Annotated in this window: 19 protein-coding genes and 1 pseudogene; 11 read left to right on the top strand and 9 right to left on the bottom strand. The window is 70.2% G+C overall.

Annotated elements, in window-relative coordinates; all coding sequences use genetic code 11:
• The first annotated feature begins 121 nt into the window (after positions 1-121).
• Positions 122-355 carry a hypothetical protein gene (locus LZ199_RS39130; RefSeq protein WP_253998902.1) on the top strand — a complete coding sequence of 78 codons (234 nt, stop codon included), beginning with the start codon at positions 122-124 and terminating at the stop codon, positions 353-355.
• Positions 356-563: 208 nt separating this feature from the next.
• Here LZ199_RS39130 and LZ199_RS39125 read toward each other — a convergent pair whose 3' ends face one another.
• From LZ199_RS39125 to LZ199_RS39115, 3 genes and pseudogenes are all read right to left on the bottom strand, one after another.
• A complete protein-coding gene (locus LZ199_RS39125) occupies positions 564-1,022 on the bottom strand; it encodes a hypothetical protein (RefSeq protein ID WP_253998901.1) in 459 nt (152 codons plus the stop codon).
• A 50-nt stretch (positions 1,023-1,072) separates the two neighbouring features.
• Positions 1,073-1,540: an NUDIX hydrolase gene (locus LZ199_RS39120; RefSeq protein WP_253998900.1), complete on the bottom strand. Its 468-nt coding sequence runs from the start codon at positions 1,538-1,540 to the stop codon at positions 1,073-1,075.
• A pseudogene (locus tag LZ199_RS39115) lies at positions 1,537-1,782 on the bottom strand (DUF2380 domain-containing protein); the annotation flags it as partial. The gene LZ199_RS39120 and the pseudogene LZ199_RS39115, both read right to left, overlap by 4 nt.
• A gap of 27 nt (positions 1,783-1,809) precedes the next feature.
• Here LZ199_RS39115 and LZ199_RS39110 point away from each other — a divergent pair.
• The 5 genes from LZ199_RS39110 (at position 1,810) to LZ199_RS39090 (ending at position 6,530) form a co-directional block, all read left to right on the top strand.
• On the top strand, positions 1,810-2,139 hold the full coding sequence (locus tag LZ199_RS39110) for a CHRD domain-containing protein (protein WP_253998899.1): 330 nt from the start codon (positions 1,810-1,812) through the stop codon (positions 2,137-2,139).
• Positions 2,140-2,173: 34 nt separating this feature from the next.
• Entirely contained in the window at positions 2,174-2,632 is a 459-nt protein-coding gene (locus LZ199_RS39105) for a ribosomal maturation YjgA family protein (RefSeq protein WP_253998898.1), read from the top strand.
• A 51-nt stretch (positions 2,633-2,683) separates the two neighbouring features.
• On the top strand, positions 2,684-4,285 hold the full coding sequence (locus tag LZ199_RS39100) for an LVIVD repeat-containing protein (RefSeq protein ID WP_253998897.1): 1,602 nt from the start codon (positions 2,684-2,686) through the stop codon (positions 4,283-4,285).
• A 221-nt stretch (positions 4,286-4,506) separates the two neighbouring features.
• On the top strand, positions 4,507-5,613 hold the full coding sequence (locus LZ199_RS39095) for a hypothetical protein (RefSeq protein WP_253998896.1): 1,107 nt from the start codon (positions 4,507-4,509) through the stop codon (positions 5,611-5,613).
• Positions 5,614-5,789: 176 nt separating this feature from the next.
• Positions 5,790-6,530: an SDR family oxidoreductase gene (locus LZ199_RS39090; protein ID WP_253998895.1), complete on the top strand. Its 741-nt coding sequence runs from the start codon at positions 5,790-5,792 to the stop codon at positions 6,528-6,530.
• 36 nt (positions 6,531-6,566) lie between these two features.
• Here LZ199_RS39090 and LZ199_RS39085 read toward each other — a convergent pair whose 3' ends face one another.
• Together LZ199_RS39085 and LZ199_RS39080 are read right to left on the bottom strand one after the other, a co-directional pair.
• Positions 6,567-7,235 (bottom strand): metallophosphoesterase, encoded by a 669-nt coding sequence (locus LZ199_RS39085; protein WP_253998894.1) that lies wholly within the window; start codon positions 7,233-7,235, stop codon positions 6,567-6,569.
• A 100-nt stretch (positions 7,236-7,335) separates the two neighbouring features.
• A complete protein-coding gene (locus LZ199_RS39080) occupies positions 7,336-8,235 on the bottom strand; it encodes a transcriptional regulator (protein WP_253998893.1) in 900 nt (299 codons plus the stop codon).
• 225 nt (positions 8,236-8,460) lie between these two features.
• Here LZ199_RS39080 and alr point away from each other — a divergent pair, with 225 nt between their 5' ends.
• Complete coding sequence (gene alr / locus LZ199_RS39075) at positions 8,461-9,681, top strand: alanine racemase (RefSeq protein WP_253998961.1); 1,221 nt, start codon at positions 8,461-8,463, stop codon at positions 9,679-9,681.
• Positions 9,682-9,687: 6 nt separating this feature from the next.
• Here alr and LZ199_RS39070 read toward each other — a convergent pair whose 3' ends face one another.
• Positions 9,688-10,689 carry a lysophospholipid acyltransferase family protein gene (locus tag LZ199_RS39070; RefSeq protein WP_253998892.1) on the bottom strand — a complete coding sequence of 334 codons (1,002 nt, stop codon included), beginning with the start codon at positions 10,687-10,689 and terminating at the stop codon, positions 9,688-9,690.
• Between the two features lie 92 nt (positions 10,690-10,781).
• On the opposite strand from LZ199_RS39070, the gene LZ199_RS39065 reads away from it, so the two are divergent.
• The gene (locus tag LZ199_RS39065; protein ID WP_253998891.1) at positions 10,782-13,538 is read left to right on the top strand and encodes a M1 family metallopeptidase; all 2,757 of its coding nucleotides are present in this window, start codon (positions 10,782-10,784) and stop codon (positions 13,536-13,538) included.
• Between the two features lie 81 nt (positions 13,539-13,619).
• On the opposite strand, the gene LZ199_RS39060 is transcribed toward LZ199_RS39065, so the two are convergent.
• Both LZ199_RS39060 and LZ199_RS39055 read right to left on the bottom strand, forming a co-directional pair.
• Positions 13,620-14,375 carry an enoyl-CoA hydratase gene (locus tag LZ199_RS39060; protein ID WP_253998890.1) on the bottom strand — a complete coding sequence of 252 codons (756 nt, stop codon included), beginning with the start codon at positions 14,373-14,375 and terminating at the stop codon, positions 13,620-13,622.
• Positions 14,376-14,491: 116 nt separating this feature from the next.
• The gene (locus tag LZ199_RS39055; RefSeq protein ID WP_253998889.1) at positions 14,492-15,388 is read right to left on the bottom strand and encodes a ribose-phosphate diphosphokinase; all 897 of its coding nucleotides are present in this window, start codon (positions 15,386-15,388) and stop codon (positions 14,492-14,494) included.
• A 142-nt stretch (positions 15,389-15,530) separates the two neighbouring features.
• On the opposite strand from LZ199_RS39055, the gene LZ199_RS39050 reads away from it, so the two are divergent.
• The 3 genes from LZ199_RS39050 to orn all read left to right on the top strand — a co-directional run bounded on the left by LZ199_RS39050 (position 15,531) and on the right by orn (position 17,680).
• The gene (locus LZ199_RS39050) at positions 15,531-16,217 is read left to right on the top strand and encodes a phosphoribosyltransferase (protein ID WP_253998888.1); all 687 of its coding nucleotides are present in this window, start codon (positions 15,531-15,533) and stop codon (positions 16,215-16,217) included.
• 84 nt (positions 16,218-16,301) lie between these two features.
• Positions 16,302-16,994: a dienelactone hydrolase family protein gene (locus tag LZ199_RS39045; RefSeq protein WP_253998887.1), complete on the top strand. Its 693-nt coding sequence runs from the start codon at positions 16,302-16,304 to the stop codon at positions 16,992-16,994.
• A gap of 134 nt (positions 16,995-17,128) precedes the next feature.
• A complete protein-coding gene (orn, locus tag LZ199_RS39040) occupies positions 17,129-17,680 on the top strand; it encodes an oligoribonuclease (protein WP_253998886.1) in 552 nt (183 codons plus the stop codon).
• A gap of 23 nt (positions 17,681-17,703) precedes the next feature.
• Here the strand turns inward: orn and LZ199_RS39035 are convergent, their stop codons facing one another.
• On the bottom strand, positions 17,704-18,096 hold the full coding sequence (locus LZ199_RS39035) for a response regulator (RefSeq protein ID WP_253998885.1): 393 nt from the start codon (positions 18,094-18,096) through the stop codon (positions 17,704-17,706).
• Between the last annotated feature and the right edge of the window lie 61 nt (positions 18,097-18,157).

The raw sequence follows: 18,157 nt of genomic DNA, 5'->3' as shown, positions 1-18,157 counted from the left end.
CATGTAGATGTAGAACGAAGCGGAGGCCACAATGACAGTCGTTGGACTGCGTCGTTATGTGTTGTCGGTCGGGCTCATGATGATGGCCGCGTGTGGGGGCCCTCTCCCCGAGGAGCAGGGGATGCCCGACGCACTCATCAGCGAGGAAGCGTCTGACCCGAGCGAGAAGCCAGGAGCGGACCTCGCGTGCTTCGAGTTCGCGGAAGCATGTGTGCCAGGATGGCGCACGTGCGAGGTGCGTTGTTGTGACGGAGACCTGGACAGCTCCTACCAGGTCTGCGGCAACTGCCTCGACTGGGCGCAGGGCAGGTGCGGCAACCACGGTGGCGTTCGGCGCGTTCGCTGGTCGCCGTAGCTCATCCAGCAGCGCCCGCCCGGAGCCATGGCCTGACGCAGGTCCGGGCGGGTGCTTTGCCCTTCAGAGATGAGGGAGCAACACCCGGCTCTCATGTTTGGCTTTCCAGCCCCGCCTGACGAGGCGTCACCCGAGGCAATGATTGGCGATGCTGTTTCGCCGACGAGCGCCGCCGGCCACGGACGTGGCGTACAGAGTGAGCCTGGGGCTACATCGTGAAGAGGGAGAGCACGAAGGTGTTTGTGCCCGGCACATGGAGCACCGTCCCGTGTTGGAGCGGAGGCCGGTAGAAGGCGGAGGCGTCGTAGGCACGGGCGCCAGCGAGGGACTTGCGCGTGGCGGCCGGCAGCCAGCCTCCGTCGTCCAGCGTGGGCGGAGGGAGGTCCGTGGGTTTCAGCGTGGCCAGGAGCGCCTGGGTCTCCGCCTCCGAGTATTCGAGGACCGCCAGCACTTCCCAGTCGGTGGGACCGATGCCCGGCGCTCCGCGAATGGCCTTGCGCCACTGGACGGATACGGGGCGACGGGGAAGGTTGACCATCCGCTCCAGGGACGCGAGGTCCGTGCCTGTCCTGGCGGGCTGGCTCGTGGGCGCGGAGCTTGAGTCCTTGCAGCCGAGGCCGCTCCACCCGAGGACGAGGATTGCTGCGAGGACACGTGGCGTGGCCATTCGGGAAGGACGTCGACGTGGCATTCTCGGTGTCCTCTCTGTCCTGTCGGTCAGGCTTCTTCGTCAGGGAGGAGCGTACGGAGCAGCTCGTCGTCGGGCCCGAGTGGACGCCACCCGGGCGGCGGTGGATTCGCGAGGAGCGCATCGCCGACCTGACTGACGCGCTCTTCGTGGGTTTCTGGAGTGTATGCGGACCAAGAACCGAGCGCCTTGGCCACCTTGAATCGGTTCGCATCATCCAGGACGGCCGGCCAACCGTTGGGGAGGCTCTGAGACAGGAGGCGCACGAGCACATCGCGGACGAAGCGTGTGACCTGCTTTCTCTGTTCCGCCTCTGCGAGCAAACCGCTCAGCACCTGTACGGCAGCAACGTCGTTTCCAAGCTGGTCAGCCAGGGCATACAGCGGAGCGGCAGGACGTGCCTCGGCAAACGCGGTGAGTGAGTCGCAGCCTCGCTCGCGCACCCGTTCGTACAGGCGTGCCTTGATGTTGCCCTTCCAGGCATCCCCGCCGCTCATCGCATTCTCCCGGGAGTGAAGTTGATCGGGATTCTGTAGTCCGTCATTCGCTCGGCAACGATGTCCAGGACCTCATTCCGCGTCAACATCCGGCCAGCCTTCGCCTCGGCTTCGCGTAAAGCCTTCATGATCATCCGGTTCCACTCATCGGGCCATGTGCGCCCCAGCTTCCAGTTTCCCCCTCCGTGAATGGCCTCGTGGTGGGCTTGCTCCAGCTTCACGCAGAACTGGTCGATGTTCATAAGGGCGTCAACCGCGCCGACATCCTCATGTTCCACATCCACTGCGGCCCGCCCGGAGTGCTGGGCCCGGTGGTGGTGGACTTCGGGGAGCTGGGCAACCTGTCGAAGACGCTCGCGGAGGGAAAGCTGTCGGTGGAGCTGACCCACGCGAATGTCGTCTTCATCAAGGACATGAAGGGTATGAAGCCAGGACTGCCGGAGAGCTGTCCCGCGGAGCTGGGCTTCCTGGCGCAGACGAAGACGCTGGCCAGCCTGGAGTCGCTCGCGCGCAAGGGCGTGCTCTACTTCAACCTCCACACCAAGGCGCATACCTACTACGGCGAGATGCGCGGGCAGCTCTACGCCGCCCAGCCCTGAGGCCCCGTGTCGCGGCTCGGGTAGGCTGGGGCGCGTGACGTCCACTCCGCGCTCCTCCCCTGGTTCCTCCTCCGTACCTCGCACCCGTCTGCTCTCGCTGGGGCTGGCGGTGTTGGTGATACCGCTGGGGCTCGCGTCGCGCCGGAGGTCGCTGCCGTGGCCCGCCTTCTTCGCCACGTATGCAGGGGACACGCTGTGGGCGCTGCTCGTGTTCCTGCTGCTGCGCTTCCTCGCCCCGCGCCGCTCCGCGCTCGTGGTGGCCGCCGTCGCGCTCGCGTTCTCCTTCGGCATCGAGTTCAGCCAGGACTTTCACGCGCCCTGGCTGGATGCCGCGCGCCGCACGCTGCCGGGCCGACTGGTGCTGGGCGCGGGGTTCCTCTGGAGTGACCTCGTCTGCTACTCCGTCGGCGTGCTCCTGGGCGTGGGGCTCGACGTGGCACTGCTGACGCGGCGATGTCCGGAAATATCCGCACCCTCCAACGATATGGCCTGACTTCCACCACGTTGGTGGGGGGCCGGGGCCAACACCGTTGGATGGAGCATCATGACGAATGTCGTGAGAGGTGCGCTCGTTGCCTCGTTGTGCCTGGGTATCGGCAGTGGTTGTTCCCGAGAAGTCGCCGATGTGGTGGAAGTGCCCGTCAACCAGGGGCCCTCGCAGGTACTCGAGGACCATGGAGACTGGGCCCCGGAGCCCCTGGCCGCCTGTTCTCTACTGCCCCGTGACGGCGCCGCCGCCGAGTGCGGTACCCCGGAGTCCTTTGACGTGTCGGCGTGTGAGCTCGGCTCGCTGACGGGCCTGGATGCCAATGGCCACTTCACCGTGCATGTTCTTGAAAAGAACATCCGCGAGCTCCCCAACAGCCATCTCACCGGCGCGCTGAACTTCGTGTCGGGGGGGCAGGTGCTCTCCGGCGGCGTCCCCCTGAGCGAGGCCCGCGTGGAGGGGAGCACGTTCTTCATCACCAACTACGGCACGCTCCCGGATGGACGCACGTTCCGCTCATCCTTCATGGGGTGCAAGGCCCCGAGCCCCAGCCGGGTGACGGGGTGCTACGTGACGTGTCTGGCGGGGAAGCCCTTCTACGAGGCCACCTTCGAGGCGGAGAAGGTCCAGCGGCGCGCGGGAGAGGAGGAGGCCTCGGGGCTCACCCTCGTGGGAGAGGGCGTGGTGCCCCAGGGCATCGTCGCGGATGTCTTCGTCGCCAAGGAGCATGCGTATGTCGTCTCGTTGGAGCATGCGCTCGCGGGGCCCGGCGGCCTGTACGTCTTCGACTTGAGTGACCGCACCGCGCCCCGGCTCGTGAGCACCATCACCTATCCGGGCGACAGCTATTGGAATGGCGTGTGGGCCAAGGGCGATGCGCTCTATGTCGCGAGCGCGGCCCGGGGACTGCTCGTCTTCGACATCTCCGAGCCGGCCAACCCGAAGCTCTTGCGCTCGCTGCCCGATGGCCGCGCCATCAACGCGCACACCATCCACGGCGACAACAACCGGCTCTATGTCATGTCCGCCTCGCCCACGCCGGAGACGCTCATCTTCGACGTGAAGAACGAGCGGGAGCCGGTGCTGCTCGGCCGCTACGCGGACCCGAGCGTGAATCCGCTGGTCGCCTCCTTCCCGCATGACGCCACGTCGTGGGGGCCGCGCCTCTTCGTCAATCACTGGGCCGCGGGGCTGCTGGTGCTCGACGTGAGCGACCCGACGAACGTGGTGAAGAAGGGCGAGTATGTCTATCCGCGCGCCACCAGCCACACCAACCGCTGGCACTACGTGAACAACCGCCTCATCGTCTTCGAGGGCGGCGAGGACTGGGGGGCGCATGTCCGCGCGCTCGACATGACGGACCTGGAGAACCCCGTGCTCATCGGCGAGTACCGCCTGTCCCCGGGCGTCTCCATCCACAACATGGAGCTGAAGGGAAACCTGCTCTACCTCGCCCACTATCAGCACGGAGTGCGCGTGCTGGACGTGTCCCGTCCCTCACGGATGCGCGAGGTCGCCCACTTCAACACCTGGCGAGGCACGGACCGGGCTCGCGGCACCTTGTTCCATGACGGCGCCATCGGCATGCGTGTCCCGGACGATGGCCATGTCTATGTCATCGACACCTCGCGCGGCCTGCTCATCTTCGAGGAGCTGTAGCCGGTAGGCGGAAGTCCTTCACCGGAGGCGGGTGAGCGCCCTGCCTCCGGTGTTGAACGAATGGGCCGGGCGCGGGTACGAGGCGCGTCCGGACGCGTAGCCCTTTCCAGGCCATCTGCCATACGCTGCGAAGCAGGGTGCCGGTGGTCGAACATGGATTCCTCGGGGGGATTGCCGCGGGCCGAGGTCCCGGACGCCATCCTTTCGCAGGAAACGGAAAGATGGCCTCGATGCTTCGCAATGGGTGTTTGTCGTTGGTGTTGTTCGTGCTCGTCGGCTGCGGCTCGCGACACCACGGTCCGAAGGTGCATGAGCGCCGGGCCGCCATCCGCGCCGTGCATGCGGAGAAGTACGGCTCGGGTGACGGCTTCCAGTCCACGTCCTGGGGCATGACGCGCGACCAGGTCCGGGCGATGTATCCGGGGACGGAGGAGACCTCTCACGGGGACCTGGTCCTCACCACGAAGCTCGCGGAGCACCCGGCCCGGGTGTTCTTCCTCTTCGCGGACGGGCGCCTGGGCTCCGTCTTCGTGCGCTTCGCGACGCCCACCAACGTCCGCGTCGACCATCAGGAGGTGGTGGAACTGCTGACCGCCAAGTACGGCCGCGCTTCGAAGCGGGGCTCGTCACGGCGCGTGCACAAGTACCGCGAGTCGCTCGACCTCGCCTGGCTGCTCACCCAGAGCGCTCCGCTCGCATCCACGAACTTCCCCGCCGCTTCGGAGTCTCGGGACGAGGAGTCCATGAGTGCTCCCGCGCCGACGGAGTCGGGAGCCCAGGTCGCCGAGGGCGCTCCGCGCGACGATGTGCCCAATGACTTCCCCGCGCCGTCTGGTGCCCAGGTCGCGGGGACTCCACCCGATGGTGCGCCCAACGACTTCCCCGCGCCGACCGGTGCCCAGGTCGCGGGGACTCCGCCTGATGGTGCGCCCAATGACTTCCCCGCGCCCGCGCGGTCCGGTTCCCAGGTGGCCGAAGGTCAGCCTCCGTTGGTCGAGGCGCGCCCGGATGGGACCTCGCTGGACGAGGACGCCTTGCGGGACACGGCGGTGGCCTCGGCGCCCGACGCGAGCGCCGCTGAGTCGGAGGAGGAAGCCCCGCTGTTTGGCCCCATCTCCGAGCCCGAGGTGAACATCTCCCGTCGCGGCCTCGTGGTCGTCGCCAACTGGAAGGCGCCGGGGACGACCGTCCGCCTCGTGGGCTACCAGTTCCCCCGGGAGCGGCTGCTCACGCTCCACTACGAGAGCCCCGAGTACGCGTGGGAGATTCGCAACGGGCTGACGCGCCTCATGAGGCTGCAGCGCCGCGCCCAGGCCCGGGACTTCTAGCCGTCCCCCTCGTGCCCCTCGCTTGGACGGGAGGGGCACCCCCTGGAGGGCCGCTGTCTGGCTTGATTGTTCGAAGTACTGGAACAGTGATGCCCATCCCCGGGGCATTATTTCGGCCCTGCGAAAGCACATTGTTCCCCCATGCCGGTGACGAAACGCCGGCCAGGAGGAACGACATGAACGCGAAGACCCAGAAAGTGGCGCTCGTCACCGGCGCTGCTCGCGGTATCGGCGCCGCCATCGCGGAGCGACTCGCCCAGGACGGCTTCACCGTCATCGTGAACTACGCGGAGTCGGCCGGGCCCGCGGAGGCGCTCGTCCGGAAGATTGAGCAGGCGGGCGGCAAGGCGCTGGCCGCCAAGGCCGATGTCAGCAAGAGCGCGGAGGTGCGGCGCCTGTTCGACGCGGCCGAGACGGCCTTCGGCGGCGTGGATGTACTCGTCAACAACGCCGGCATCATGAGCCTCGCCACGCTGGCGGACACCGACGACGCCACGTTCGAGCGGCAAGTCGCCGTCAACCTCCAGGGTACCTTCAACACCCTGCGCGAGGCCTCGCGGCGACTGCGTGACGGCGGGCGCATCATCAACCTCTCCTCCAGCGTGGTGGGCCTGCTCCAGCCGACCTACGGCGTGTACGCGGGCACCAAGGCCGCGGTGGAGGCGATGACGAGCGTGCTGGCCAAGGAGCTGCGCGGCCGGAACATCACCGTCAACGCCGTCGCCCCCGGCCCCACCGCCACGGACCTGTTCCTCAAGGGCAAGCCGCAGGAAGTCGTCGACCGCATGGCGAAGCTCTCGCCACTGGAGCGGCTGGGCCAGCCCGTCGATATCGCCGCTACCGTCGCCTTCCTCGCCAGTCCTGACGCGGGCTGGGTCAACGGTCAGGTGCTGCGCGCCAACGGCGGAATCATCTGAGCAAGCGATTGCGCGTCACCTGAGCGCGTCACGGGCTCACGGCGACGCATTCACATCCACGTACGCACGGCGGGCCGGCACGGAGACGAGGCGGCCCTCCGGCATCACATAGGCCGTGAGTCTCCCGCCGTACACGCAGCCCGAGTCCAGGCCCACCGCATGCGGATGTCGCTGCACGCCGCGCATGGCGTCGTGGCCGAAGATGACCAGCTCCGGGCCCTTCCAGCAGCTCGCCCAGGGCACGCCGCCATCCACGCGCTTCGACGGCGTCCCATCCGGGGCGATGCTGCGCAGGTTGAGCAGCTCGTCCGTGCGCTGCGCCTCCAGCGGGACACCGGGCACCAGTCCGCCATGCACCGCGAGGGCATTCAGGTCCGGGAAGCGGCGGTACAGCGGCTGCGCCTCCAGGTACGCCCAGTCCTCGGGCGCCAGCGTCTCCAGCACCTGGCGGTGCTCCTTGCCCAGCTTCTTGCCCTCGGGCGCCCGGCCCGCATGCCAGCGCAGCACGTGCGCGTCGTGGTTGCCCCTCACCGCGAGCAGCCCCTTCTCGCGAGCGCACCGCACCACGCCCGCCGAGTCCGGCCCCTTCGCCACCAGGTCGCCCACCAGCACCACGCGGTCGTCCGGCCGCCAGCCACACTCGGCCAGCAGCGCGTGCAGCTCCTCCGCGCAGCCATGGACGTCTCCGATGAAGAGCGTTCGCATCCCGCCTCTCCTTTAATTCGCTTCGACGCTCCGGGGAATCCTCCCGAAAGGGGCTCCCCTCCGCCTGCCTCCACCTCCAGGGAGGTGCGGGGCCCGCGCGTCAGTCCGCCTTCGAGCGCAACAGGCGACTGAGGTTCACGTCGAGCTGGCTGGAGATGAGGCGCAGCACGCTGTCGAGCTGGGAGCCGGTGAGGCGCAGTCGCTCGGTGAGCAGCCGTCGCGTCTCCTGGAGGAGCGCGTCCTGCGCGGCCACCACCCAGCGCGCCGCGGTGGAGCGGTGCACGCCGTAGAGCGCGCCGAGCTGGTCGATGCTCAGCCCGTCCAGGTACTTCAGGCGCAGGAAGTTGCGCTGACGCGGCTCCAGGATGCCGAGCGCCGCGGAGAACGAGGTGCTGAACTCCGCGCGGTACGTGTTCTTGAGGTACAGCAGCTCCGGGTCGTCCCCCGGCGCCACGAGCATCGACAAGTCCCCGTCATCCGCCTGGGGATGTCCGCTGCGCTGGCGCTGCCAGTCCAGCGCGAGCCACAGCGCCGCGGCCCGCACCCACCCGCTGAGCGGACCCGTGCCGGGGTAGGCGGCCAGCCGGGCGGGTGCGTCCTGGCTGCCCACGAGCATGCGCTGGCGCAGCAGCTGACGGACCTCGTCGAGCCCCGTGGGTGGCAGCTTCAGCCGCGCGACGGCCGCGTTCACCTCGGGGAGGAAGCTCGACTCGAAGGCGTTCAGCGCGGAGGGCAGTTGGTCCGCGGCGGCGCGCGCCAGGTACACGTCCGGGAGGTGGAACTTCTCCACGTCCTCGGAGGGCGCCTGGGTGGGCAGCAGCCTCGCGAGGTGGCTGACGAAGCGCGTTCCTTCCAACTCCACTCCGGGCCAGGCCGAGCGCCCGGTGGACAGCGCGCGCGCCAGCCGCTCCTGAAGCAGGGGCAGCGACGGCTCCGGCGCGGAGGAGACGCCACGCGCCGCGATGAAGGCCTGGGCCAGGGAAACGTCCGGGGGGGACACGCCGTGGGACGATAGCACCCCCCTCGCGTAATCCGGATTCAACCATTTCCGAAGCGAACTCTTGTCTCCCTCGGTTCGCTGGTGGAGGAGGCACCCGGGACGACAGGTATGACAAGGGGCGGGCCCGGGCGCCTGGTGCGCCTGCTCCTCACGCGGGCGCCTGTGTCCCGGGGGCCGCGAAATCCATGGCCCGGCCATTGCTGGTATGGGGCGGGAGTCGACGTGTTGTCGGAGGTGAACGTGGAGTCCATTGGCGGCGGGCCCGGGGATGCGGCCCATACCTCGTGGTTGGAGCTGAGCGCGGGTGCGCTGCGGCACAACGTGGAGGTGTTCCGGGTGCTGGAGGGGCGGGACGGGACGCGGCCTCCGCTGGGCGTGGTGCTCAAGGGCAACGCCTACGGGCACGGGCTGGCGCAGGTGCTGCCGCTGGTGCACGGGCTGGTGGACATCCTCTATTTCATCGCGCCGCAGGACGCGCTGAAGGTGCGCGAGCACGAGCGGGCCCAGGGCCTGTCACCCCGGCAGGTGGTGGTGCTGGGCGCGGTGGCGCCGCACGAGGCGGTGGTGCTGGCGCGCGAGGGCGTGGAGGTGGTGGTGGCGGACCGTGGCTGGGAGGACGCGGTGCCGGTGCTGCGCGCGGCGAAGCTGGAGCGGCCCCTGCGGGTGCACGTCCACATCGACACGGGCCTGGGGCGCGAGGGCTTCACGCTGGAGCAGATTCCGCGCGAGACGAGCTTCCTCGTCGACGCGCGGGACGTGCTGGAGGTGGTGGGCGGGCTGAGCCACTTCGCGAACACGGAGGACGTGACGGAGCAGGGCTACGCGCTCGCGCAGGTGGACGCGTTCGAGACGGGGCTGCGCCTCCTGGAGGGACAGCTGGGGAAGGGGGGGCCGTTGCAGCGGCACATCGCCGCGAGCGCCGCGACGCTGGTGCTGCCCCGGGCGCGCTACGAGGCGCAGCGGGTGGGGATTTCGCTGTATGGGCTGTGGCCGTCGGCGGAGACGCGGCTGTCGGCGCGGCTGGTGCTGGGCGAGGTGCCGGTGCTCAAGCCCGTGCTGTCCTGGCGGTGCCGCAGCCAGGTGGTGAAGTGGCTGCCCGCGGACAGCTACGTGGGCTACGGCTGTACGTACCGGACGTCGGAGCCCACGCGCATCGCCGTGCTGCCGGTGGGCTACTACGACGGTTATCCGAGGCTGGCGTCGGGCAAGGCGCACGTGCTGGTGAACGGGCGGCGGTGCGCGGTGCTGGGGCGGGTGATGATGAACCACCTCATCGTCGACGTGACGCGCGCCACGCATGACGAGCGCCCGGTGACGGCCACGCTGATGGGGCGCGACGGAGACGAGTCCGTCAGCGCCGAGTCGCTCGCCAACTGGGCGCAGACGCTGCACTACGAGATTGTCGCGCGCCTGGGCACGCACCTGCGCCGCGTGGTGGTGGAGTAGGGCTTCTCAGCTCTTCGCGTCCGTCGCGCTGCTGGGGGGCTGCACCTTCCAGCGGCGGTGCAGCCACATCCACTGGTGCGGGTACTTGCGGATGCAGCGCTCCAGCGCCGCGGTGACGCGCGCGGTGTGCTCCGTAATCGGGTCCTCGCACTCGCCCGGCGCGGGCGGGAGGATGGGGCCCTCCACTTCCATCCGCAGGCGCGCGCCGGGCTTGCCGTTGCGCACGCCCATCACCACGAACACCGGTGCGCCCGTGCGCTGCGCGGTCACCGCCATGGCGGGCGTCGTGGACGCGAGCCTTCCGAAGAACGGCACGAACACCGCGGCCTTCGCCGGCAGCGCCTGGTCCAGCAGCATGAAGGGCGACTCGCCGCGCTCCACTGCGTCCTTGAGCTCCTGGATGGCGCCGCGCGGATAGATGAGCCCCGCGGGAATGCCCAACCGGTTCTCCGCGATGCGCGTGTTCAGCGCGCCCTTCAACGGACGCACCAGCGCATCAATCGGCACGCCCAAACGCACCACCATGTCTCCCAGCAACTCCCAGTTGCCGAAGTGCGCCGTCACCAGCAGCGCGCCCTTGCCCGTGGCCACGCGCGCCTTCAGCGCCTCCCAGGCCTCCGTGCCCTCGATGCCCTGCTCGGCCCAGTCGGACGGCAGCCGGTCTCCCGAGGGCAGCGACTCCAGCACCACGCGCGACATGTTGAGGTACGCGCCGCGCGCGATGTCCCGCCGCTCCGCTTCGGTCTTCTCCGGCAGCGCGTGCGCCAGGTTGTCCAGCACGACGCGGCGACGGATGCCCAGCGTGTACGCCAGATTGCCCACGAAGCGAGCGATGGCGTCACGCGACTCGGGCGACAGCCACGTGAGGAACGCGAAGACGAAGCGCGTCACGAACTTCACCACCGGACCCGGAGGCGTGCCGATGATGCGGCGCAGGTGCTCGGGGGGCAGCTTCACGGCGTTCGCTTGCGGGACGGCCTGGTCGGAAATGGGAGCGGGCGAGGACACGGCGGCACTCCACCCCGAAGTGAAGTTTACGGCAAGAACACACTCATGCTCGGCGCTACCCTGGCTGCCCGCCATGGGCCACTATGCGCGCCATGCCCAACCTGCTCCGACCGGTGGTGATTGCCACCGTAGCCCTGCTCTCCGCGTGCGGTGCCCGGCAGAACCCTCCGGCCCCCGAGCCCGCAGCGACTCCTCCTGCTGCTTCCGCCGCGGCCTCGGCCGCGCCCACGCCGCCCACGCTGCGTCTGCCCAAGGACGTCCGTCCCAATGGCTATGCGGTGGAGCTGACGCTGGACCCGAAGGCCTCCGCCTTCCAGGGCACGGCGGACATCGGCCTCGACGTGGCGAAGCCCACCTCCGTCGTGTGGCTGCACGGAAAGAACCTCACCGTGAAGCAGGCCTCGCTGATGCAAGCGGGCAGCGCCATCGACGTGACGCCGCTGAAGAGCGAGAAGGGTGACTTCCTCGGCTTCTCGCTCGCGAAGCCGCTGGCCGTCGGCACCGCGAAGCTGCGCGTGGTGTACGAGGCCACCGCCTCCGAGAAGGAGACGGACGGCGCCTTCCGCGTCAACGAGGGAGGCGACTGGTACATCTACACGCAGTTCGAGCCCATCGACGCGCGGCGCGTCTTCCCGTGCTTCGACGAGCCCGAGTTCAAGGTGCCCTGGCAGCTGACGTTCCACGTGCCCGCGGGCAACGTGGCCGTCACCAACACGCCGCAGCTCGCCGAGGAGGCCCGTCCGGACGGGGGCCACACCTACCGCTTCGCGCGCACCAAGCCGCTGCCCAGCTACCTCATCGCCTTCGGCGTGGGCCCGTTCGACTTCCTCGCCGCCGCCGACTCCGGTCAGAACAAGGTGAAGACGCGCATCATCACCCCGAAGGGCCGCGCCGTCGAAGGCACCTACGCCGCCAAGGTGACGCCTGAAATCCTCGCCGCGCTGGAGGGCTACTTCGGCATCCCCTACGCGTACGAGAAGCTGGACGTCATCGCGGTGCCGCTGCTCGGCGGCGCCATGGAGCACCCGGGCCTGGTGACGTTCAACTCGCGGATGATGCTGGCCAAGCCCGAGGAGGACTCGCTCGGCCGCCAGCGCGGTTTCGCGGACACGCAGGTGCACGAGCTGGGGCACCAGTGGTTCGGCAACCTCGTCACCCTGGCGTGGTGGGATGACCTGTGGCTCAACGAGTCCTTCGCGACCTGGGTGACCCCGCGCATCATCGAGACGTGGCAGCCGTCGTGGGACGCGCCGGTGGAGCGCGTGCAGGACCGCAGCCGCTCGCTGGACGCCGACAGCCTCCTGTCCGCGCGCCGCATCCGCCAGCCCATCGACACGGCCAACGACATCCACAACGCCTTCGACGGCATCACCTACGGCAAGGGCTCCGCGGTCCTCTCCATGACGGAGGAGTGGCTGGGACGAGAGGTGTTCCGCAAGGGCATCCAGCGCTACCTGCGCAAGCACGCGCACGGCAACGCCACGGCGAAGGACTTCCTGGACGCGCTGTCCGCCGAGGCGGGCCAGGACGTGACGGGCGTGCTGGGCACGTTCCTGGACCAGGGCGGCGCGCCGCTCGTCACCGCGACGCTGGAGTGTGGCGCGGGGCAGCCCAAGGTGGTCCTCACCCAGCAGCGCTACCTGCGGCTGGGCTCGCAGGCGCCGGGGCCGCAGACGTGGAAGGTGCCCGTGTGCGTGGAGTACGCGGCGGGCAACAAGGACGCACGCGCCTGCACGGTGCTGGAGGGCGAGCGCGCCGAAGTCGCCCTGACGGAGGCGAAGACGTGCCCGGCCTGGGTGTTCCCCAACGCGGAGGGCGCGGGCTTCTTCCGCATGCAGCTTTCGGGGGACGCGGCGACGAAGCTGCTGAAGACGGGCGTGACGAAGCTGTCGCGCACGGAGCGCGTGGCGCTGCTGGGCGACGTGAAGGCGCTGGCCCTGGCCGGAGCGCTGCCGGCCTCCGAGGCGCTGACGCTTTCGGCCCGCATGGCGCAGGACCCGGACCGGGCCATCGTCGAGACCTCGATGGAGATGCTGGAGCTGTCGAGCGCGCGGCTGTTGCCGGAGGCCCGGCTGCCGGACAGGGCGCGCTTCCTGCGTGAGACGTACGGGCCTCGCGCCCGGGAGCTGGGCTTCACCTCGCGCAAGGGCGAGAGCGAGGACACGCGCCTGCTGCGTCCGCGCGTGGTGCGGGTGTCGGGCCGCGACGGCGCGGACCCGAAGATTGTCGCGGAGGCCCGGGCGCTCGCGGACAAGTGGCTCACGAACAAGCAGGCCATTGAGCCGGAGATGGTGGAGACGGTGCTCTCCGTCGCCGCGGCCCATGGCGACGCGGCCTTCCACCAGAAGCTCGTCGCGGCGGTGCGCACGGAGAAGGACCGGGCCATCCGTCAGCGCCTGCTGGGAGCGCTGAGCAGCTTCACGGACCCGGAGCTGGTGAAGCAGGGCCTGCCGCTGGTGTTCGACAAGGCGTTGGACCCGCGCGAGTCGATGTGGATGGTGTTCGGCGCCACGCAGCACGTGCGCACGCAGGGCGTGGCGTTCGACTTCGTGAAGGAGAACTACGACCGGCTGGTGGGTGACTCGCCCGACGCGCTCCTGCCGAAGGACGCGGCGGGCCGGCTGGCCTTCGTGGGCGGCGGCTTCTGCAGCCCGGAGCGGCGCAAGGAGGTGGAGGAGTTCTTCACGCCTCGCAACGCGAACGCGCCGGGCGGGCCTCGCATGCTGACGCAGCTCCTGGAGTCGATGGACCAGTGCGTCGCGCTGAAGACGGCGCAGGCGGCCAGCATCGAGTCGTTCCTCACCGGCCGCGCCGCGCCGCGTCCGCCGCAGGCCCCGACGACGCGCTGACCGGGCCCTGAAGCTCGGACGTCCGGAAGTGGGAGCCCGGGGCCGTGCTGGCTCCGGGCTCACCTACGTGACTCGGGGTGGCTACTTCTTGCTGCCGCGCGACATGAAGGCCATGAAGGCCTCCTGCGCTTCCTGGGAGCCCAGGCGCTCGATGAACTGGGCGCCCTCGCGCGCCAGGGTGGCGTGCGTCTCCTCGCGGCGCGGTCCGCGAATCAGCTCCTTCGTCACGCGCACGGCCTCGGCGGGACGGGAGGCCAGGGTGCGGGCGCGCTCGGCGGCCACCTCCTGGAGGCTCTCCGCGGGCACCACCTTGTTGATGATGCCGGCGCGCAGCGCGGTCGCCGCGTCGAACGGCTCTCCGAAGAGCAGCAGCTCGCTGGCCAGCGCGTAGCCGGCCATGCGCGGAATCAGCAGGCTGCTGGCGCCTTCCGCGCACAGGCCCAGCTGGACGAAGGGCATGTGGAAGCGCACGCGCTCGCTGGCCACGACGTAGTCACAGTGCAGCAGCATCGTCGTGCCGATGCCCACCGCGGGGCCGTCCACGGCCGCCAGCACCGGCTTGGGCGCGTCCACCAGCGCCTTGAGGAAGAGGAACACGGCGCTGTCCTCGCCCGCGGGCGGGTGCTCCATGAAGTCGCCGATGTCATTGCCCGCGGTGAAGACGTTGCCCGCGCCGGTGAGCAGCACCACGCGGACCTCGGCGTCCGTCGCCGCCTGCTTGAGCGCGGCGGTGGCCGCCTCGTACATCGCATGCGTGAAGGCGTTCTTCTTCTCGGGTCGGTTGAAGGTGAGGGTGAGGACCCCCGCTTCCCGCTTCGTCAGCAACGTGTCGGACATGGGCCAAGCCTAGACCGACTCCACCCTGGACGCGGGCTCAACTTGCATCCCCCCAGGCCCGCGCCGCGCCCCCCACCCGGAGGCGCCGGGCCCTCGTATGCCCACCCTCCCTCACCTCACGGCCGCAGCGCGCGGGCCACCAGCGGCGCCAGCGTCACCACCCGGTGCTCGAACGGCAGCCCCGAGGGAGGCTCCACGCTGTCGGTGCCGACGAGCAGCCGCACCGGCAGCGCCCCCAGCCGCTCCACCGCGGGCCCCACCAGCAGCGCGTGCGTCGTCACCACCGTCAGGTCCTCCGCGCAGCCCGCCGCGAGCAGCGTGCCGGCCGCCGCGACGAGGGTGCCCCCCGTGGACACCATGTCGTCCACCAGGATGGGCCGCTTGCCGCGCACCTCGCCCATGAGGCCGCTGGCGTGCACCTCGTCGCCGCTCAGCCGCACCTTGTGAATCACCGCCCACGGACGGCCCAACAGCCGCGCCAGCGCCTCCGCGCGCTTGACCGCGCCCAGGTCCGGCGCCACCACCACCGACGTGTCAGTCACCTCCGGCCGCAGCGCCTCCGCCAGCACCGGCAGCGCGGTGAGGTGCTCCAGCGGCGCGCCGAAGCACCCCTCCAGCGCGGGGCTGTGCAGGTCCACCACCATCACCCGTGCGAAGCGGCCCTGGGACAGCATGTCCGCCACCAGCCGGCCACCCAGGGGCTCGCCCGGCCGCGCGCGCCGGTCCTGTCGTGCGTAGCCCAGGTACGGCACCACCGCCTCCAGCCGCGCGGCGCCCGCCCGCCAGCACGCATCCGCCATCAGCAGCAGCTCCAGCAGGTGCTCTCCGGCGGGAGGCGTCAGGGACTGCACCAGCACCACGGTGCGCCCGCGCACGGAGGTGGGGACCTCCAGGTGCATCTCTCCGTCGGGGAACCGCTCGAAGTGGCAGTCGGTGGGCGCCACGCCCAGGGCCAGGGCGAGCTCCCGTCCCAGGCGGGGACTGGCGGTGCCGATGAGGAGGATGGGGTCCATTTCCCAACCCTAGCGCGCCCGGTGGCCTGAGGGCGCGGCGCTCGCTGTCTCCCCTGGTGACATGCCTTCGGGAGAGCCTTTGCCCGCCTCTTCGCCGCCAGCGAGCCCGGCCGTGCTTTCCCTTGGGACAAGGAGAGTGACGATGCGCTTTCGCGACAGAGCAGACGCCGGGCGCCGGCTGGCGGCGGTGCTCCTCCCCTACCGGGGCTCGGAGGTCCGCGTGCTGGGGCTGGCCCGGGGAGGGCTGAGGGTGGCGTACGAGGTGGCCCGCGCGCTGGAAGTCCCGCTGGACGTCTGGGTGTCCAGGCGCCTGAGCATCCCCGGGCGGGTGCTGACGATGGGCGCGGTGTCCGAGGGCGGAGGCCAGTACCTGCTCTCGGATGCGCTGCGCCTGGCGCCCCTGCCCCGAAGCGAGGTGGACTCGCTCATCCGCGAGGAGGCCAGCGTGGTGGAGGAGCAGGCGCGACGGCTGCGCGGGCATCCCCTGTCGGGGCTGGGTGGCCGCACCGTGGTGCTGGTGGATGACGGCGTGCTGACGGGCGCCACCGCCGCCGCCGCGCTGAGGGCCCTGCGGCGGTTTCACCCGGCCCGACTGGTGATGGGTACCCCGGTGGCCTCGCCCCAGGGGCTGGCGGTGCTGCGGGCCGAGGCGGACACGGTGGCCTGCGTGCAGACCGAGCCCGGGCTGCGCACGGTGGCCGAGGTGTATGACGACTTCCGCGCGTTCCCCGACGTGGAGCTGCGAAGCCTGGTCGAGCGCTCCCGTGAGCCGCCCTGGCGCTCGCAGGAGGTGGTGGAGGCCGCGGACTCGGGTGGGACCTGGATGTGACGACGTGAAGCCGTGAGGCCGTGTGAGGCCGTGAAGCCGTGTCGTTGTGACGACGTGCACCCGTGACGCGAGGAGAGCGGCCCCATGAGGCAGGATGACGCGAAGGACCTGGAGGTCCACGAGGTGAGGGTGCGCTCCGGACGCGCGGAGCTGGGCGGCAGCCTGGGCCTTCCTCCAGGCGCGCGCGGGCTGGTCATCTTCGCGCACGGCAGCGGCAGCAGCCGCTTCAGTCCGCGCAACCGCGCCGTCGCGCGCCGCCTGCGTGAAGCCGGCCTGGGCACGCTGCTGTTCGATTTGCTCGCCGCGGACGAGGAGGCGATGGACGTGGGCACCGGCGAGCTGCGCTTCGACATCCCGTTCCTCGCGCGGCGGCTCATCGCCGTGACGCAGTGGGCGCAGGCCCAGCCGGAGCTGTCCGGGCTGGGGCTGGGCTACTTCGGCTCCAGCACGGGCGCGGCGGCGGCGCTGCTGGCGGCGGCGCTGCATCCGGAGTGGGTGCAGTCGGTGGTGTCTCGCGGCGGCAGGCCGGACCTGGCCGGGCCCGCGCTGGCCCGGGTGCGCGCGCCCACGCTGCTGTTGGTAGGCAGCCTGGACGTGGACGTGCTGGAGCTGAACCAGGACGCGTTCGACGAGCTGTCCTCGGCCAAGTCCCTCATCGTCATCCCCGGGGCCACCCACCTGTTCGAGGAGCCTGGCACGCTGGAGGAGGTGGCGCGCCGCGCGGCGGACTGGTTCACGCGCCACCTGGAGGCGCCTCAGCTGGAGGCTCGCGAATGAGCACGGCGCCCGGGGCGACCGGACCGACGGTGCGCCGGAGCGCGGACGGACGGTGGACCGCCGAATGCGAAGTGGAGGTCTGAAGCGGAGTATTGAGGCCCCGCATGGGCGCGCGGGCTGGTATAGGCATCGGCATGCGCTCGCGTGAACCCCGCTTTGTCTGGCTGGACCTGGAGATGACCGGGTTGGACCCCGAGTCCTGCGCCATCATCGAGATTGGCGTCATCATCACCGGGCCGGATTTGCGCCCGATTGCCGAGATTGAGCGCGTCATCTGGCAGCCGGAAGAGGTGCTCCTGCGCATGGAGCCCGTGGTGCGGGAGATGCACACGCGCAACGGCCTGCTCGAGAAGGTGCGCGCCTCCAGCACGTCGCTGCGGGTGGCGGAGCGGGAGGTGACGGCGCTGGTGGCCGACCACTGTCCGATGGGCGAGGGCGTGCTGGCGGGCAACTCCATCCACACCGACCGCCGCTTCCTGTTCCAGTACATGCCGCTCCTGGAGCGCTACCTGCACTACCGCATGGTGGACGTGACGAGCCTCAAGGTCCTCACGCGCGCCTGGTACCCGAACCTGGTGGAGCCGCGGAAGCCGCCCAGCGGGCACACCGCGCTCGCGGACCTGCGCTCCAGCATCAACGAGCTGCAGTACTACCGCGACACCCTGTTCCGCGCGACGCCGGGCTGAGCTTCAAGCCCGGCGGCGTGGCTTCAGCCCGTCGTCCCGGTGCTGCCCGGCGTGGGCCCGTTGGGGCCGCCGAGCAGCTCGGAGATGGTCTCCAGCAGCAGGTCGAGCTCGAAGGGCTTGGCCAGGAAGCGCGCGCTGGAGCGGCGCTCCTCCTCGGAGATGCGGCCCGCGCTCATCACGACGACGGGGATGGTGCGCAGCGCCGGGTCATCGCGCATGCGGCGCAGCATCTCCCGGCCGTCCATCACCGGCATCATCAAGTCCAGCAGCACCAGGTCCGGACGCACCTCCGCCATCCGTTGCAGGCCCTCCGAGCCGTTGAAGGCCGTGAGGATGCCGTAGCCCTCCACGGAGAGGATGTCCTGGAGTGCCTCGACGATGGCCAGCTCGTCATCGACGATGAGCAGCCGCTTCATCGACTCACGCCCTCTCTTCGTCCACGGTCACCACCCGGGGTCTCGCTCGGCCGGGCCATCC

This window comes from Myxococcus qinghaiensis (assembly GCF_024198215.1).
Classification (GTDB): Bacteria; Myxococcota; Myxococcia; order Myxococcales; family Myxococcaceae; genus Myxococcus; species Myxococcus qinghaiensis.
This window is presented reverse-complemented; position numbering and strand designations above follow the sequence as displayed.